The organism is Planococcus shenhongbingii (assembly GCF_030413635.1).
Classification (GTDB): Bacteria; Bacillota; Bacilli; order Bacillales_A; family Planococcaceae; genus Planococcus; species Planococcus shenhongbingii.
The window spans coordinates 1441337-1458059 of record NZ_CP129235.1; the positions used below are offsets into that span (position 1 = coordinate 1441337).

A 16723-nucleotide genomic window follows, 5' to 3' on the forward strand; every position below is an offset into this window, starting at 1 on the left:
CAGGAACATGTAATTTTCAATGGACACTTTCGTCTAATTGAAAAAGAAGGTGTGAATAATGGGAAACTTGAAAAAGGTTTTACTGATCGGATTTGCGTTATTGGCTGCCGGCTGCCAAAGCTCTGCTGAAGATCCAGGAAATCCTGATGCAAATGACGATGATTCATCTGGAAGAGATCGAATTTTTAACCGGCATGGAGAAATTGAAAACTTGGACAGGTTTGAGAGGTTCTTGTCATACGTTGACCAAGGGCAAGAAGATGCCATCCGCATTGTCAATTACACCATTGAAGGCGACCCGATATACCAAGACCTTACCTTCAATGGGGAAATGATTCAATATGTATACGATTCCAGCAAAGACAACTATGGCTCTGGAGAAGTCATGGAACTGACTTGTACTTCAATAGAAAAAGTAGAACAGGCAGACTTTACTGATTATGTATTGGCTGAATGCGATTCAGATATGAATCCGATAATATTAAGCATCGGAAAATAAATTAGGCTCAACAGTGCCTCTATATTGGAAGCACTGTTTTATTTTGCATTACAGCAGTCTATATTTGTTATTAAAATATAGGAAAGAACAAGGTTATTAGGATTAGGTAAAAGGTTTCAACTAATTGGCTGCCAGTCTATTCTCTAAATAAAGGCGGCTTGCGCCTTGGTGAAATTTATATCAGTTCTTCAATCTTTCGTGTCAGGTTTTGGCGTAATTGCAACTTATCACGGGAATAGTATAGGGAAGACTTTTCTAAACAAGCTGCTGATGAAATATAGAGAAATTGATTGAAATGAATATGGCGTTTATTGTAGATGGACTTTCAATCCTGTACCCCTTAAGCGATGAAAAATAACGGAGGCCCGAAATGAAAAAAATAATGAAATACTTTATATTATTTTTAATTTTGATTGCCATGTCATTCGGGAGTTATTTGCTGATTTTCAATCAAGGGCTGCTTGGCGGGCTGATGATAGCCGCCGTGTTTCTTCTAATATGCATGGTCTTGTTTATTATGAGTGTCTACGGGATTTTGACACAAAGACTGGAATTTATGAGTCTCCGCAGCACCGGCGAATACACTGTTCTGATGATTTTTGCCGTTTCATTGTCTATCGTCGTCGGATTAATCACATTTGCTAATTCATACGTGGAATATACGGTGAAAGATAACAACTTAGCATATGAAGAAAAAGCACGGCTTTTTGCCAGCACAGTTTTTCAAGTGCCATCTCAAAAAGAATTAAGTAAGACCGAAAAAAATGGCGTTACTTATTTTTATTCACAGGAAAGTGAACAGCATGTTGAAAAAATCGATGAGCTGCTGCAGGAAAAAGAAGATTTATTCGATTCCTATTTTGCTATTGAGAACGATGAAGGATTGACCATAGAATTCCATGAAAACTACAAATCGCTGGAAGCCAATTCAGGCATGGAGGGAATAGCGGGCTATTACAGCACATACAACCGGACCATCCATTTAGTTCCCGAAGATATTATGTGGGAAGTCATTCTTTTGCATGAATACACCCATTACCAAAGCCATTTGTTTTCCGAAGAAAATCACTTGTCTATTAACCGGATACCGGTATGGTTTGAAGAAGGACTGGCAGACTTTTTAGCGGAAGACAGCAGTTACTGGTATGAGCTTGAAAATGTAAAAGTCATTGATTTTCATAATTTGGATTCAGCTATGGAGTTTGAAAGAGCGGCTTCGAGAAATTTTAATCCGTATGCCCAGAGCTATTTAGCCATTCAGTCATTAGTCGGAGATCATGGCACGGAATTCATCCCGGAGATGTTAGAATCTAAGACGACAAATGAATTTTATGAAAATCTTCAAGAGTTGACCGGCATGGAGATAGAGGAATTTCAAAATACTTTCTTGAGAGGCTTGGAAAAAGAGCAGCAAGCTAGAAATGCTAAGTTCGAACGGGCCTCTGTTGCAATTGAGTCGAAGCGATATGCGGAAGCTGAAGAAACTCTAAACGAACTTATGGAAAGCTACGATATTTATGATGCCGATGAAGCTCATTGGGTTAGAACGGATTTGTACTTAGAACAAGGCTTTTATGGAAAAGCCATTGTTTCTCTTGAAAAGAAAATCAAGAATGATAATGAGGAGTTTAAAATAGATGACTTGTTATTAGCAGAAATTCAATTGCTGGTCAACCCGCAAAAGTCTTTGGTACATGCGAAGGAAGCGCAGGTGCTCAATGATTCACAAGGGGATTATTATGATCCCGCAGAACTTGAACTTTTAATAGAGGCTTATCAAAAAGTCAATGACTCCAATCCTGTGGGAGGCTATAAAATGCTTATGGACCAAGAATTGGTGTGGAATCCTTTGGTAGTAGAAGAGTTGAATAATAGGTTAAAGAAACAGTATGCTGGTGAATTTTAATAAAGAGGATAAAAACAAAAAGACAAAGAGCTAAGAGCTTTCTGTCTTTTTGTTTTTAAATTGTAAAAGGAAGGAGGTGAACAAGTGAATATGATTTCGTCAACAAATCGCTGAATTCTAATAAAAACGAAATAAGAATTTGGTGAATACCAGCTATATAGAAGTAAAAAAAGACTCAGTTTGCAATGGCCGGCAAACAGAGTCTTTTACTTTGTTTTACGGAATATTATCGTCTGCCGATATCTTTTCCTACTTCTGAATCTGAACCCCTTTGAATCAATGTTTTGTCGCCTACAATATGCTCTGCATTCTGGTCAGAGCCGGCTTCGTCACTTGTTCTGTAGGAATTGGCATCGTTAATATCATCGTCTACTTCTTCAGTGCGTACGACCAGTACGTCACATTTTGCCGAGCGCACAATATGCTCGGAGACACTGCCGATGAGGAAACGTTCAACTGTATTCAATCCAGTCGCTCCACAAATAATCAGATCAGCACTTACTTTTTTAGCCAGTTCCCGGGAAATCATTGATTTTGGCGAACCATAATCCACGAGAATATTGACGCTTTCGACGCCTGCTGCATGGGCCTCTTTTTTATAGCCTCCGAGTAAATCTTCAGCAAATTTCTGGGCACGGTCTGCAATTGAGCGATCGTAAGCTTCAATAGCGGCAAAAGATCGAGTATCAATGATATTTACTAAATTCAATGTGGCATGGTTCCGTTTGGCGATGCCAACCGATTTTTTGAAAGCCCATTCCGCTTCTTTAGAACCATCAACTGCTACTAGAATTTGTGAATACTTTAACGTCATTTTGCATTCCTCCTTGTCTATAGTTATACATTTCGATAAATTACTGTAAGTTCCTTCTTTTATCCTGAACTTTTGCAACTATCTGTCTTTTATACGGAAGACTATTATATCTATATAACAGAAGGTAGTAAATCTATATACTAAAATCCGAATAACTATAAGTAGAAAATTAACAATTAAATGAAAAAAGAGACTAATTACAAAAAAATAAGTCAAATCCTGAAATATCTGATAGAATAGAGTTGCTTTACATATTTCAAATTTTTCTTAAATTACTATTCTAAAGAACACAAATGGAGGGTTTTGTAATGCGTATTGGGGTACCGACAGAAGTTAAGAACAATGAAAATCGAGTAGCAATGACGCCAGCCGGCGTTGTCAATTTAGCGCTTTTTGGCCATGAAGTGGTTATCCAATCTGGGGCAGGTCTTGGCTCAGGTTTTACAGACGAAGATTACAAAACGGCTGGAGCTCAAATCGTAGAAACTGCTGAAGAAGCATGGGCTCAGGAAATGATTATGAAAGTAAAAGAACCGGTTGCATCAGAATACGGTTATTTCCGAGAAGGCATGATTCTCTTTACATATCTTCATTTGGCTCCTGAGCCAGAATTGACACAAGCGATGCTTGATTCTAAAGTAATCGGAATTGCTTATGAAACAGTTCAGCTTCCAAACAAATCATTGCCATTGCTTACACCGATGAGCGAAGTAGCAGGCAAAATGTCAACTCAAATCGGCGCCCAATTCCTCGAAAAAATTCACGGTGGCGGTGGAATTCTGCTTGGGGGCATCCCAGGCGTTTCACGCGGTAAAGTAACGATTGTCGGCGGCGGTGTTGCTGGAACGAATGCAGCAAAAGTCGCAGTAGGCATGGGAGCAAGCGTCACTATTCTTGATTTGAACCCGGATCGCCTTCGCCAGCTTGACGACTTGTTTGGTGGAGATGTTCAAACATTGATTTCGAATCCATTGAACATTGCTGATTCTGTAAAAGAAGCAGATTTAGTTGTAGGTGCTGTATTAATTCCAGGCGCAAAAGCTCCAAAACTTGTGTCTGAAGATATGATTAAATCCATGAAACCAGGATCTGTCGTGGTGGATATCGCAATCGATCAAGGCGGAATATTCGAAACAAGCGACCGCATCACAACTCACGACAACCCGACTTATGTAAAACATAATGTTGTCCATTACGCTGTCGCAAATATGCCAGGAGCAGTTCCGCGGACTTCAACAATGGGTCTGACAAACGTAACGGTTCCGTATGCAGTGCAAATTGCTAACAAAGGTTTTGAAAAAGCTGTGCTTGAAAACGAAGCATTGAAAAAAGGCGTCAACACTTTCCAAGGTTATGTAACGTATGAAGCTGTTGCAAAAGACCAAGGCGTCGAATACAAATCAGTCGACGAATTATTGGCATAAGAAATACCAAAGCAGTTCCGTTTTTTGCGGAACTGCTTTTTTGTATGTTAAGAACTTGTTAGGAAGCATTTCGCTCCAGGGCGGACGCTTTTCGCGGGCACGGCTTCAGCCGCTTCCTTCGCTTTGCTCAGTCCAGGGTCTTCAGCTCGCGCTATTCCCGCAGAAGTCGCCGCCTTTCGCTGCATTCAGCTTCTTTTAGGTTTCTTTTAGTTGTTTTCTAAAATAAGGACTGTTTAAGAAAGCTTTCTATTGATTGGTTCTACTCTCAAGATATGAAGTTAGAAGTTTAACAGTGGAGAAAACCGTATTGCTACTGTCTCTGTATCGCTGTGCTGCACGCTTCGTCGCAAAGACAAAGATTTGTCCTCACAAACCTGGTGTGGTGTCTTTGAAACTTTTTTGCGAAATATCATGATGTCATAAAATTGTGATTTCAAAACAATATTAAAAAAGGCAGTTCCGTTTTCGGCGGAACTGCCTTTTCTTAGTTGCTTATGATTTGAAGTTCTTTTGGATATTTCGTCAATACTTCGACGCCGTTTTCAGTTACAGCGACGTCATCTTCAATGCGGACGCCGACTTTTCCTGGCACATAAACGCCTGGTTCAATCGTAAAGACCATTCCAGCTTCCATGGCCATATTATTGGAACCATGAAGAGATGGGAATTCGTGGACCGAAATGCCAAGCCCATGGCCTAACCGGTGAGTGAAGTATTCCCCATAGCCGGCGTCTTCAATGACCTGGCGGGAAGCCTGGTCCAGTTCAGCTGCAGTGATTCCTGGTTTGACCGCATTTACCGCCGCCAGTTCAGCGCGCAGCACAACATCGTAAACGTTCTTTTGTTCTTCATTCGGTTCACCGAATGCCAAAGTCCGTGTAATGTCTGAGCAATAGCCTTTATGGACAACGCCAAGATCGAATAAAACCAAATCGCCTTTCTGAATTTTGCGGTCACCTGTTTTGCCGTGCGGCGATGCCGCTTTAGGTCCACTGAGAACAGTTGTATCAAATGACATATGGGTGACACCGCGTTTTTTCAGCGCCAATTCGATTTCGGTCATCACTTCGATTTCCGTGATGCCTTCGCGCAAGGTTTTGGCTCCGATTTCGATTGCATAGTCAGCCAATTCAGCGGCTTCTCTTAAAATTTGAAGTTCGGCTTCGTCTTTGATGACCCGCATCGCATTGATTTTATCATCCAATGCGATAAATTCCGGAGTGTCGAATAAGCGATTCAGTGCATCGTAGCGGTCTACCGTCATATGCGATTTTTCAATCGCAACTCTGCGGATATTTTTTGAGCGTTCTGAAGCGGCGCGATGCAAAACTGCCATCGCATCTTCGGTATCGACATGACCGACAATATCGCCGCTCCAGCCGGCGTTTTGGGCATCTGGAATTTCCATCTGCGGACAGATCAAAAACGGCTCTGCATCTTTCAAAACCATGACTCCAAGGAGGCGTTCGTGCGGGTCGCTCTTGAATCCGCTGGTGTAAAAAACGTTGTCTGGATTTGTGACAAACGCAGCGTCGATTTCGAATTCGTTTAAATAATCTTGCAGTTGCTTAATTTTATTCATATGTATTCCTCCTTCTTTATATGTGTAGCATATCAAAAATCAGGGTATAATACTGCTTGAAATGATTGCCAATAAACTCAGGAGGGATTTCATGCAAATTTCTTATCACGGACATTCTGTTGTGAAAATCAAAACAGGAGGCACCACTATTCTGATCGATCCGTTTATCAACGGCAACAGCTTGACGGATTTGAGTGTAGAGGAAGAAAAACCGAATGTTATTTTATTGACGCATGCGCATAACGACCATGTAGGCGACACGGTTGAACTGGCGAAAAGCAATGAAGCGCAAGTTGTCGCACCGGTTGAACTGGCAAATTACCTGGCAGGCCTTGGAGTCAATGCGGTGGGGATGAACCTCGGAGGCTCTCACAAATTCGAATTTGGAACGGTCAAGTATACAAAAGCGTTCCATAGTTCTTCATACACCACCAATGACGGCGAAGTCATCTATGGCGGGATGCCGGCAGGAATTCTCTTCAAAGCGGAAGGAAAAACGATTTACCATGCAGGGGACACGGAAGTGTTCGGGGATATGGCGATTATCGGGGAACGCAACAACATTGATGTGGCATTTTTGCCGATTGGCGACTTTTTCACGATGGGGCCGGAAGATGCCGCATACGCGGCAGAGTTATTGAAGCCTAAAACCGTGGTGCCGATCCATTATAATACGTTCCCGCCGATCAAACAGGATCCGGAACAGTTCAAAGCGATGGTGAAAAATGCAGAAGTGAATATCATGCAGGTTGGAGGAATAATCGACCTGTGAACGGATTTCCGGAGAACTCGTTTCTCCGGATTTTTTTGAGGCGAAAATTTCATTTTGCTGAGACTTTCCAGCCACACAGACCTCTTCGTTTCACTAAGGAATATGGTACACTAAAGGGAAGAGGAAGCAGAAAGAAAAGGTGAGTTTATGGCAACGAAACACGAACAGATTCTGGAGTATATCGAGACGCTGCCGGTTGGAGAGAAAATTTCGGTAAGGCGGATTGCGAAAGAACTGCAGGTCAGTGAAGGAACGGCGTATCGGGCGATTAAAGAAGCAGAAACGCAGCGGCTTGTTTCGACAATTGAGCGGGTAGGTACGATTCGAATTGAGCGCAAGAAGAAAGAGAATATTGAACGCCTGACATACGCAGAAATCGTCAATATCGTCGATGGCCAAGTGTTGGGCGGACGAGCCGGGCTTCATAAATCGTTGACGAAATTTGTTATTGGCGCAATGCAGCTTGAAGACATGATGCGCTATACGGAAGCGGGCAATCTGCTGATTGTCGGCAATCGCCTTAAAGCCCATGAATATGCATTGAGAGCGGGAGCTGCTGTACTGGTGACGGGTGGTTTTGATGCCACAGACGCTGTCAAGCGATTGGCAGATGAATATGAATTGCCCGTCATCTCAACCAGCTATGATACATTTACGGTCGCTACAATGATCAACCGCGCTATCTACGATCAGCTGATCAAGAAAGAAATCCTGTTGATTGAGGATATTTTAATCCCGTTGGAAAACACCCATTTGCTGTTTGAAAAAGACCCGATCAGCCGTTACCGTGAGCTGAACAAAGAAACGACGCATGGCGGTTTCCCGGTAATTGATCAAAGTGGCAAATTGGTTGGCATTATTACATCCCGAGATGTAATCGGCCATACCGATGAAGAGACTGTTGAGAAAGTGATGACGCGGGATCCAATCACTGTTTCGCTTCAAACAAGTGTCGCGTCAGCTGGCCATCGGATGATCTGGGAAGGCATAGATTTAATGCCGGTTACCGATGACCATGGAAAACTGAAAGGGGTCATCAGCCGCCAAGATGTCTTAAAAGCCATTCAGACGGCCCAGCGCCAACCGCAGCAAGGAGAGACGATTGACGACATCATCAAGAGCCAGCTGCGTCTGCAGCAATCAGAGAAATTAGTATTGGAATTCCGGGTCTCCCCTCAAATGACGAACTCCTATGGTTCTGTTTCATATGGCGCCTATACCACGATTTTAGTGGAAGCGGCGACGGCAGCGCTTAAAACGAAAAACAGAAGAGACAGCGCATTAGAAAATATGTCCGTTTATTATTTGCATCCAGTTCAACTGGACTCAACCTTGCTTGTGAAACCAGTGATTTTGCATATCAGCCGAAAATCCGCCAAAGTGGATGTAGAAGTGGTATTTGACAATAAGATAGTCGGAAAAGCGTTATTGACGTTCCAATTATTGGATCGATGACTGAAGAGGCAAAAAAAAATCTCCCCATTAGGAGAGACTTTTACTGATTCAGCCGTGTTTCTTCTGCTACGAACTTATGGTAATGTTTAGCTGCTTTATAATTGGTAATCATCATAGCAATGCCAAGAATGATAAAAATGGCAGAAACAATATACGTTACAGCCGACTGGTTGACGAAAAGGACATTGACTCCAAAGAAGAAAATGAAACTGCCCAGTGAAAAAGAAGCAACCGCCGCATACCATTTCTTGCGAATTGGAAGCGTTGCGCGGAACTGTTTTGTTTTATAATAAAAATAAAAAACAAATGATACAATGATTAAACCGACAAATACTAACATTAGGGACCTCCTGTATTCCAGAACTCAATTCTATTGTACTGAGAAATGGATAAAAATGCGAATGGATTTCCTTAGATAACGGAGGAACTTGGAAATGAACAGTCAAATCATCGACACAATTAAACAGTACGAAACAATCGTCATCCATCGCCATGTACGGCCGGACCCAGATGCATACGGTTCACAGCTTGGCTTAAAATACTTGCTTCAGCATAATTACCCGGAGAAAAAGATTTTGGCAGCAGGGGAGCATGACTATACACTGGATTTCATGGATTTTCCCGATACAGTTCAAGACAGTGATTTTGAAGGTGCGCTTGTGATTGTTACAGATACGGCGAATACCGAACGTGTGGACGATCAGCGCTATTCATTAGGTTCCAAAATCATAAAAATTGACCATCATCCAAATGACGATGCCTACGGTGATATTTTATTAGTGGATACCAATGCCAGTTCTGCATCGGAATTGGTGTATGAATTGTATACATATGGACAGCAAGTTGAAAACTGGCAAATGCCTGATTCGGCGGCTCGGCTATTATACGCCGGAATTATCGGAGACACTGGCCGCTTCCTGTTTCCAAGTACGACACAAAAAACTTTCGAAGTTGCCGGCGAATTGATCAAGTACGATTTCGACCGCAACGAACTGCATAATGGCATGTACGAAATGGACCGCAATCTGCTCCATTTGCAAGGGTACATCTATCAAAACTTTGTGATGGACGATAGTGGAGCCGCTTATGTCAAAATCACATTGGATGTGTTAAAGGAATTTGGCGTAACCGCAACTGAGACCTCGTTACTGGTTGGTTCACTCGGAAACGTCAAAGGATTGAAAGCGTGGGTGATCTTTATCGAAGAAGAAACGGAAATCCGTGTACGCCTTCGGTCAAAAGGGCCGGTCATTAATGGATTAGCCAAGGAATTCGGGGGCGGAGGCCATCCGATGGCATCCGGTGCCACGGCATACTCCTGGGAAGAGGCAGAACGTGTCATTGATCGGCTGATTGAAATTTGCGCGTCATAAAAAAGGAGGGATTGTCTTGTCAATGGTTTATCCGCATATAAGCACATCGGCTGATTTGCTGAAAAGCACGGTGCGCCTTGACGAACTTTTCCCTTTTCTCATGGAACAAGGGACAGCATCTGCTGCCATCGTCAATACAAAACTATACGGCGTCCTTCCTTTTTGGGAAGCATGCCACAAGGCCGGCATCCACGGGGTGGTCGGCCTTTCCACGTTCATCGAATTTGAAGGCCAGCAGTATCCGGTTGTGCTTTATGCGCAGACGAACACCGGCTATAAAAACTTATTAAAAATAACTAGCGCTTTATCGACCCGGGATAAAACGGCACTTCCGGAATCCTGGTTAAAAGCTTACCGCGAGGGTTTAATATGTGCGATTCCGAATAAAACCGAATGGACAATGGCAAACGCAATGGAAGCTTTGGGTTATTTGAAATCCGTTTTCAGTGAACGCTGCTATGGCAGCATTGAACGGCCCGGCGGAGAAAAAATGGCAGAAGAAGACAGCTTCTCAGCTAGTTGCGGTCAATTGGAAATACCGATTATGGCGACGCAGGAAACCCGTTATTTGCAGGAAGCTGATGCTTTTGCATTTGAAGTTGCTTCTGCCATTGGCCAAGGGCTTAAAATGAGTGATGCAGAACGGAAACGCCCTGAACACACAAAAGCGTATGTTCCTGCAGCCGAAGAATTCGCTGCCTGGTTTTCATCTAATCCGGAGTGGTTGGATGAAACAAAGAAAATGCTGGCAAGCTGCCAAGTGGCCATTCCGATGAATCAGCAATTGCTGCCGGTATTTCCTTTAGCGGAGGGAATTGACCGGCGTGCGTATATTTTAGAGCTTTGCCAGAATGGCCTGGCGGATCGGGTTCCAGGTTACTCCGATTCTTATACGGAACGCTTGCAGTATGAATTATCCGTGATCGGCAACATGGGATATATCGATTATTTCCTGATTGTTTCGGATTTCATGAAATTTGCACGGGACAATGGCATTTTGACAGGACCGGGTCGGGGTTCATCGGCAAGTTCACTGGTGGCATTTTCGCTTCGAATCACCGATGTCGATCCGCTGGAACATGGACTGCTATTTGAACGTTTTTTAAATCCTGAACGGGTTACGCTCCCGGACATCGACATCGATTTTGCCGATCATCGCCGGCATGAAGTGGTCGAATACGTAGCGAAGAAATACGGCGACGCCCGCACTGCTCAAATCATTACATTCGGGACGCTGTCAGCAAAAGCAGTCGCACGGGATACTGCCCGCGTTTTCGGTTTTGAAGCAGAAGAACTGGATGCCATATCGAAGATGATCCCGAATCGAATCGGTACAACTTTAAGGTCGGCGCTAAAAGAATCTCCGGCTTTAAATGACTGGATTATTGAAAAAGAAGAGCGCAAACTATGGTTCAAGACGGCATTGAAACTTGAAGGTTTGCCGCGCCACGCCTCGACTCATGCAGCTGGCGTGATTTTGAGCCCAACCCCGCTAGTCGACCATGTGCCGATTGAAAAAGGCAGTGAAGACATCTACATCACACAATGGCCGATGGGAGAGCTTGAAGCGGTAGGTTTATTAAAAATGGACTTTTTAGGATTGCGGAATTTAACGATACTTGAACAAATTCGCCGGCTTGTGCATATGGATACGAAAAAATGGGTCGATTACAGCAGCATCTCTTTAAAGGACAATGCGACCTATGCATTGCTGGCAGCTTCAGATACTACGGGAATCTTCCAGCTGGAATCTGACGGCATGCGCCGGGCGCTTCAGCAAATCCGTCCGACAGCATTCGGCGATATCGTAGCAGTCAATGCGCTGTTCCGGCCGGGGCCGATGGAATTTATCCCGCTTTATGCAAAACGAAAACATAAACAAGAACAAGTCGATTATGTCCATCCCATACTTGAACCGATTTTAAGTGAGACTTACGGAGTCATAGTTTATCAGGAGCAAATCATGCAGATTGCCGCCAAAATGGCAGGCTTTTCACTAGGAGAAGCAGATTTGCTGAGACGGGCAGTCAGCAAAAAAAAGCGTGAAATTCTCCACGAGGAACGGCTGCACTTCACCCGCGGAGCGATGGCGAAAGGCTTTACGGAAGCGGCCGCTACAGAAGTCTATAACTTGATCGTCCGTTTCGCTGACTATGGTTTTCCGAAAAGCCATGCCGTTGCTTACAGCATGATTTCTTATCAGCTGGCTTTCATGAAAACCCATTATGCCGTTTATTTTTACGCGGCTATCTTAGCGAATAGTGCAGGGAACGCTGAAAAAACGCAGCAATTGCTGCAGGAAATAAAAGAAAAGAAAATTGGCCTGTTGCCGCCTTCCGTCCAAAAAAGCTTTTATTCGTTTTCGGTCGAAGAAGGCCAGATTCGAATAGGATTGAACACGGTCAAAGGAGTGCCGGGAAGTGCCGTCAAGGCGTTGATGGAAGCCCGGAAAGAAGGTCCGTTTACCAGCATGTTCGATATCGCGGAGCGCATTTCTGCCATCCATTTTACCCGCAAAGCATTCGAACCGTTGATTAAAGCAGGGGCATTGGATGATTTTGGGCTGGACCGGGCAGTATTGCTTGCCTCTCTGGACAGCGCCATAAAACATGCAGAACTGGTGAAACCGAACGAAGAACCGGGATTATTTGACGATATGGGCACGAGTTTTATGAAACCCAAATATGCAAAAGCCAATCCAATCCCAGAGAATATGAAACTGGATTTTGAAAAAGAAGTTCTCGGCTTTTATTTATCAACGCATCCAATCGCCAGAGAAAAAGAAAAACGGGCGAAAAATTTTGCGGAATTGAAAGATTTGAAAAACAAGCGGGACCGGGAGCAAGTAGCTGTTCTTGGCATGGTGGAGGAAATCAAACGGATTCGTACAAAAAAAGGAGATGCCATGGCATTTGTCAGTCTGCAGGATGATACCGGCCTGGCTTCTGTCACGTTGTTTCCGAAAGAATATGCGAAATACAATGTGCTGTTAGAACAGCATGCCGTCCTGGAAATACAAGGAGCCATTGAAAACCGCAATCATAAAGTTTCAGTTATTTGTAAATCGATTGAAACATAATGGCAGTTGGCAGAGAAAAAAAGACTGTAAACCATCTTGGAATTTTCCGGCTGGTGACAGTCTTTTTTTATGGCTATTTGGGCGGGGATATTACTGAAGATTCGGCGAAATCCGCTTAAAAGCTCCAATCACTGCTTTTCTGTCAAGAAAAGCAGTTTTTTCTTTACGGCAAGTGAAAAATTTTGTATCCTAAACATTATGAGTGGCCAGACCACTTTCAAATTAATGGAAACCGAGGAGCAATCATGAAACAACCAAAGCGATATTTAGATGTAGTGAGAGATATTCGTGACATGATTCGGCGGGAAAAAATCCGGCCGGGCGACCGTATTCCATCTGAAAGAGAATTGGCTGAAACAATGCAAGTCGGAAGGTCGACTCTTCGGGAAGCACTTCGCAGCCTGGAGCTGCTGGGCCTGATTGAAACCCGGAGAGGAGAAGGCACGTTTCTGGCAGACCACAGAAATCATCAGCTAGTAGAAGTTTTATCCACGTTCATATTGCAGGACAACCAATCACAAAAAGATGTTTGGGAAACAAGGCTTATGCATGAGGCTGCGGCAATTCGTCTGATTTGCCAAAATGATTCGCTGAGCGGGCTGCTTGTATGGGATAGCTTCAAAAAAAGGCTGGACGGAGATGAAGGTTTTCTGCGGGAAGATTTCGTCCGTGAAGTAATGGTACTGTCCGGAAATCGTTTATCTTTAAAAATTTGGTTTTTATTGCAGCAATATAGCGGCAATCCTTATGCAGAAACTGTCAGTGAACCGGAAAAAGAACTCATACTGCCGATACTGAATGCGCTCGAACAGCGTGACACAGAGTCAGCCGTCCAGTCCTTCAAAATATGGAGTGGATGGATACAAAAGAGGAGAATGCAAAATGGCGATGATTCGTGAGATTTTCAAACGAAACAAAGACAAAAGAGAAACTACAATTCCAACAAAAAAATCCAAAGATGTTCCTGAAGGATTAATGACCAAATGTCCTTCTTGTAAACATATTACGCTGACTAAAGAGCTCATCAAACTTCATAAAGTATGTCCGAAATGCGATCATCACTTTAAAATGACCGCCTACGAGCGGATTGAAAGCTTGCTGGATGAAGAAACATTTACATCCATGGACGACCATTTGAAATCCGAGAATCCTTTAGGATTTCCAGGGTATTCTGAAAAAATCCAGTCTGACAGTGAGAAAACCGGATTAAATGAAGCGGTGCTTACAGGTTCCGGGTTGCTTAAAGGCCAGAAAGTGGTCGTGGCAATTATGGATTCTCATTTCCGGATGGGCTCGATGGGCTCTGTCGTAGGGGAAAAAATTACACGGGCGATTGAAGCGGCAACTAAACAGCGTTTGCCATTTATCATTTTTACAGCAAGCGGAGGGGCACGCATGCAGGAAGGCGTATTGTCATTGATGCAAATGGCCAAAACGAGCGTTGCCTTGAAACGCCACAGCAATGAAGGCTTGCTGTTCATTTCGGTTCTGACGCATCCGACGACAGGCGGAGTTTCAGCAAGTTTCGCTTCTGTCGGGGATATCAATATTGCCGAACCAAAAGCGCTGATCGGGTTCGCGGGACGCCGGGTAATCGAGCAGACTGTCCGGGAAAAGCTGCCTGAGAATTTTCAGACAGCAGAGTTTTTGCTGGAACATGGCCAGCTGGATGCCGTAGTTCATCGTGAGAACATGCAAGATACATTAGCGACACTCGTGCGATTGCACAATAAGGGGGCAGAAAAAAATGCCTAAAAATACTGCGGCACCGAAAACATTGGCTTTTGAAGAACCATTGATTCAGTTGCGCCAAAAAATTGATGAACTGAAAGAATATACAAAGACTGCAGAAGTCGATTTAAGTTCAGAAATCCAAAGCTTGGAAGAGCGATTATCCAAGCTCGAAAATGATATCTATGAAAATATGAAACCATGGGACCGTGTTCAAGTGGCACGCCACCCTGAGCGCCCGACAACGCTCGATTATATTCCGATCTTGTTTGAAGATTTTATTGAACTGCATGGCGATCGGCTTTATGGCGATGACGAAGCAATCGTCGGTGGAATTGCTTCTTTCAACGGCCAGCCGGTCACTGTTATCGGCCACCAGCGGGGAAAAAGCACAAAAGAAAATATACGCCGCAATTTCGGAATGCCTCATCCAGAAGGCTATAGAAAAGCGCTGCGCTTGATGAAACAGGCAGAAAAGTTCAAACGCCCGATTATTTGCTTGATTGATACAAAAGGTGCGTATCCAGGGAAAGCTGCCGAAGAACGCGGCCAAAGCGAAGCGATTGCCCGCAATCTGGTTGAAATGGCGGGGCTTGAGGTCCCCGTTGTGTCAATCGTCATTGGTGAAGGCGGGAGCGGTGGTGCACTGGCCCTTGGCGTCGGCAACCATATTTTGATGCTTGAGAATTCAACGTTCTCTGTTATTTCTCCGGAAGGTGCTGCGTCGATTTTATGGAAAGATTCTGCGCTTGCCCAAACAGCAGCAGAAGCGATGAAAATTACAGCGCCGGATCTGCTGGAGATGAAAATCATCGAGCGAATGATTCCAGAAGTCCGGGGAGGCGCCCATCACGACTATGATAAACAAGCCCGCTTTATCGGCGAAGCGATCAAACAGTCTTTGGATGAACTAAATGAGTTATCCGAACAGCAATTAATTGATCAGCGTTATGATAAATTCAAATCTATTGGGATTTTCAGCGAATAAAGAAACCGCCCAGGCGGTTTCTTTTTTTGTTCGATTCTGCCGTTACAAAATCTTGATGAAAGAATTATGTTCAAGACTGACAGGTGGGAATCCACATGGTATGGTGAAAAGAGTAAATGGAATTGCAGGAGGCGATAGTTATGAAACGAATCGGAGTATTAACAAGCGGTGGAGATTCCCCGGGCATGAATGCGGCTATCCGGGCGGTTGTGCGAAAAGGGATTTTTCACGGAATTGAAGTATCCGGTGTGTATTCTGGTTATCAAGGATTGATTGAAGGCAGAATTAAAAACATGGAAGCCGGAGATGTGGGCGACATTATCCAGCGCGGCGGAACAAAACTTTTCTCCGCACGATGCGAAGAGTTCAAAACTGAAGCAGGCCAGCTAAAAGCGATTGAACAGTTGAAAAAGAATGGTTTGGATGGTCTGGTAGTTATCGGAGGGGACGGTTCTTACCGAGGAGCAATGGCATTGACCAAAAGAGGCTTTCCTTGTGTCGGTGTTCCGGGAACAATTGACAATGACATTCCAGGAACAGATTATACAATCGGTTTTGATACGGCATTAAACACAGTGATTGAAGCGATTGATAAAATCCGTGACACGGCGACAAGCCATGAGCGCACGTTTATAATAGAAGTAATGGGCCGGGATGCTGGAGACTTGGCACTTTGGGCCGGACTTGCAGGCGGAGCGGAAACCATATTGATTCCGGAGGATACGTTTGACCTGGATGATATGATTGACCGTCTGGAAAAAGGGAGGAAGCGCGGCAAGAAGCACAGCATCATCATTGTGGCTGAGGGAGTCATGAACGGCAACGAACTGGCTGCGTTGATAGAAGAACGCGCGAAAATCGAAACACGGGTTTCCGTGTTGGGCCATATTCAACGTGGGGGCTCACCAACGGCGCGTGACCGGGTTTTAGGAAGTCTCTTCGGGGCACGTGCTGTAGAAGTGCTGCTTGAAGGATTAGGCGGCCGCGCTATTGGCATGAGAAATCATCAAGTGGTAGACTATGATATGACCAAAGCGTTTACTGAGAAGCATGACACGGATATGAGTTTATACACCTTGTCCAAAGAACTATCAATTTAA

General features: G+C 44.0%; 13 protein-coding genes and 1 pseudogene. 11 read left to right on the forward strand and 3 right to left on the reverse strand.

The genetic code is table 11. The features are described from left to right. The first annotated feature begins 58 nt into the window (after positions 1-58). On the forward strand, positions 59-499 hold the full coding sequence (locus tag QWY16_RS07180) for a DUF4362 domain-containing protein (protein WP_300992281.1): 441 nt from the start codon (positions 59-61) through the stop codon (positions 497-499). A gap of 370 nt (positions 500-869) precedes the next feature. Beyond that, positions 870-2405 carry a tetratricopeptide repeat protein gene (locus tag QWY16_RS07185; protein WP_300992282.1) on the forward strand — a complete coding sequence of 512 codons (1536 nt, stop codon included), beginning with the start codon at positions 870-872 and terminating at the stop codon, positions 2403-2405. A gap of 370 nt (positions 2406-2775) precedes the next feature. On the opposite strand, the pseudogene QWY16_RS07190 reads toward QWY16_RS07185, so the two are convergent. Then, a pseudogene (locus QWY16_RS07190) lies at positions 2776-3219 on the reverse strand (universal stress protein); the annotation flags it as partial. 308 nt (positions 3220-3527) lie between these two features. Between QWY16_RS07190 and ald the strand changes: the two are divergent. After that, entirely contained in the window at positions 3528-4643 is a 1116-nt protein-coding gene (gene ald, locus QWY16_RS07195; RefSeq protein ID WP_300992283.1) for an alanine dehydrogenase, read from the forward strand. 484 nt (positions 4644-5127) lie between these two features. Here the strand turns inward: ald and QWY16_RS07200 are convergent, their stop codons facing one another. Continuing rightward, on the reverse strand, positions 5128-6225 hold the full coding sequence (locus QWY16_RS07200) for a M24 family metallopeptidase (RefSeq protein ID WP_300992284.1): 1098 nt from the start codon (positions 6223-6225) through the stop codon (positions 5128-5130). Between the two features lie 91 nt (positions 6226-6316). Here QWY16_RS07200 and QWY16_RS07205 point away from each other — a divergent pair, with 91 nt between their 5' ends. Then, a complete protein-coding gene (locus QWY16_RS07205; RefSeq protein ID WP_300992285.1) occupies positions 6317-6997 on the forward strand; it encodes a metal-dependent hydrolase in 681 nt (226 codons plus the stop codon). Between the two features lie 147 nt (positions 6998-7144). After that, the gene (locus QWY16_RS07210) at positions 7145-8452 is read left to right on the forward strand and encodes a DRTGG domain-containing protein (RefSeq protein WP_300992286.1); all 1308 of its coding nucleotides are present in this window, start codon (positions 7145-7147) and stop codon (positions 8450-8452) included. Positions 8453-8492: 40 nt separating this feature from the next. On the opposite strand, the gene QWY16_RS07215 is transcribed toward QWY16_RS07210, so the two are convergent. Continuing rightward, complete coding sequence (locus QWY16_RS07215) at positions 8493-8792, reverse strand: YtpI family protein (RefSeq protein WP_300992287.1); 300 nt, start codon at positions 8790-8792, stop codon at positions 8493-8495. Between the two features lie 94 nt (positions 8793-8886). On the opposite strand from QWY16_RS07215, the gene QWY16_RS07220 reads away from it, so the two are divergent. From QWY16_RS07220 to pfkA, 6 genes are all read left to right on the forward strand, one after another. Further along, complete coding sequence (locus QWY16_RS07220; protein WP_300992288.1) at positions 8887-9825, forward strand: DHH family phosphoesterase; 939 nt, start codon at positions 8887-8889, stop codon at positions 9823-9825. 22 nt (positions 9826-9847) lie between these two features. Continuing rightward, positions 9848-12904 (forward strand): DNA polymerase III subunit alpha, encoded by a 3057-nt coding sequence (gene dnaE / locus QWY16_RS07225; RefSeq protein WP_300993328.1) that lies wholly within the window; start codon positions 9848-9850, stop codon positions 12902-12904. A gap of 245 nt (positions 12905-13149) precedes the next feature. Beyond that, positions 13150-13803, forward strand: a complete 654-nt coding sequence (locus tag QWY16_RS07230; protein ID WP_300992289.1) for a FadR/GntR family transcriptional regulator — start codon at positions 13150-13152, stop codon at positions 13801-13803. Continuing rightward, on the forward strand, positions 13787-14659 hold the full coding sequence (gene accD, locus QWY16_RS07235) for an acetyl-CoA carboxylase, carboxyltransferase subunit beta (protein ID WP_300992290.1): 873 nt from the start codon (positions 13787-13789) through the stop codon (positions 14657-14659). Before QWY16_RS07230 ends, accD begins: the two co-directional genes overlap by 17 nt. Continuing rightward, complete coding sequence (accA, locus tag QWY16_RS07240; protein WP_300992291.1) at positions 14652-15623, forward strand: acetyl-CoA carboxylase carboxyl transferase subunit alpha; 972 nt, start codon at positions 14652-14654, stop codon at positions 15621-15623. The genes accD and accA overlap by 8 nt, the downstream gene beginning before the upstream one ends. A 140-nt stretch (positions 15624-15763) precedes the next feature. Beyond that, complete coding sequence (pfkA, locus tag QWY16_RS07245; protein WP_300992292.1) at positions 15764-16723, forward strand: 6-phosphofructokinase; 960 nt, start codon at positions 15764-15766, stop codon at positions 16721-16723.

Excerpts from the sequence above, each read along its gene's own strand:
- QWY16_RS07180 (WP_300992281.1), top strand. The coding sequence starts at position 59 with ATGGGAAACTTGAAAAAGGTTTTACTGATCGGATTTGCGTTATTGGCT.
- QWY16_RS07185 (WP_300992282.1), top strand. The coding sequence starts at position 870 with ATGAAAAAAATAATGAAATACTTTATATTATTTTTAATTTTGATTGCC.
- ald (WP_300992283.1), top strand. The coding sequence starts at position 3,528 with ATGCGTATTGGGGTACCGACAGAAGTTAAGAACAATGAAAATCGAGTA.
- QWY16_RS07200 (WP_300992284.1), bottom strand. The coding sequence starts at position 6,225 with ATGAATAAAATTAAGCAACTGCAAGATTATTTAAACGAATTCGAAATC.
- QWY16_RS07205 (WP_300992285.1), top strand. The coding sequence starts at position 6,317 with ATGCAAATTTCTTATCACGGACATTCTGTTGTGAAAATCAAAACAGGA.
- QWY16_RS07210 (WP_300992286.1), top strand. The coding sequence starts at position 7,145 with ATGGCAACGAAACACGAACAGATTCTGGAGTATATCGAGACGCTGCCG.
- QWY16_RS07215 (WP_300992287.1), bottom strand. The coding sequence starts at position 8,792 with ATGTTAGTATTTGTCGGTTTAATCATTGTATCATTTGTTTTTTATTTT.
- QWY16_RS07220 (WP_300992288.1), top strand. The coding sequence starts at position 8,887 with ATGAACAGTCAAATCATCGACACAATTAAACAGTACGAAACAATCGTC.
- dnaE (WP_300993328.1), top strand. The coding sequence starts at position 9,848 with ATGGTTTATCCGCATATAAGCACATCGGCTGATTTGCTGAAAAGCACG.
- QWY16_RS07230 (WP_300992289.1), top strand. The coding sequence starts at position 13,150 with ATGAAACAACCAAAGCGATATTTAGATGTAGTGAGAGATATTCGTGAC.
- accD (WP_300992290.1), top strand. The coding sequence starts at position 13,787 with ATGGCGATGATTCGTGAGATTTTCAAACGAAACAAAGACAAAAGAGAA.
- accA (WP_300992291.1), top strand. The coding sequence starts at position 14,652 with ATGCCTAAAAATACTGCGGCACCGAAAACATTGGCTTTTGAAGAACCA.
- pfkA (WP_300992292.1), top strand. The coding sequence starts at position 15,764 with ATGAAACGAATCGGAGTATTAACAAGCGGTGGAGATTCCCCGGGCATG.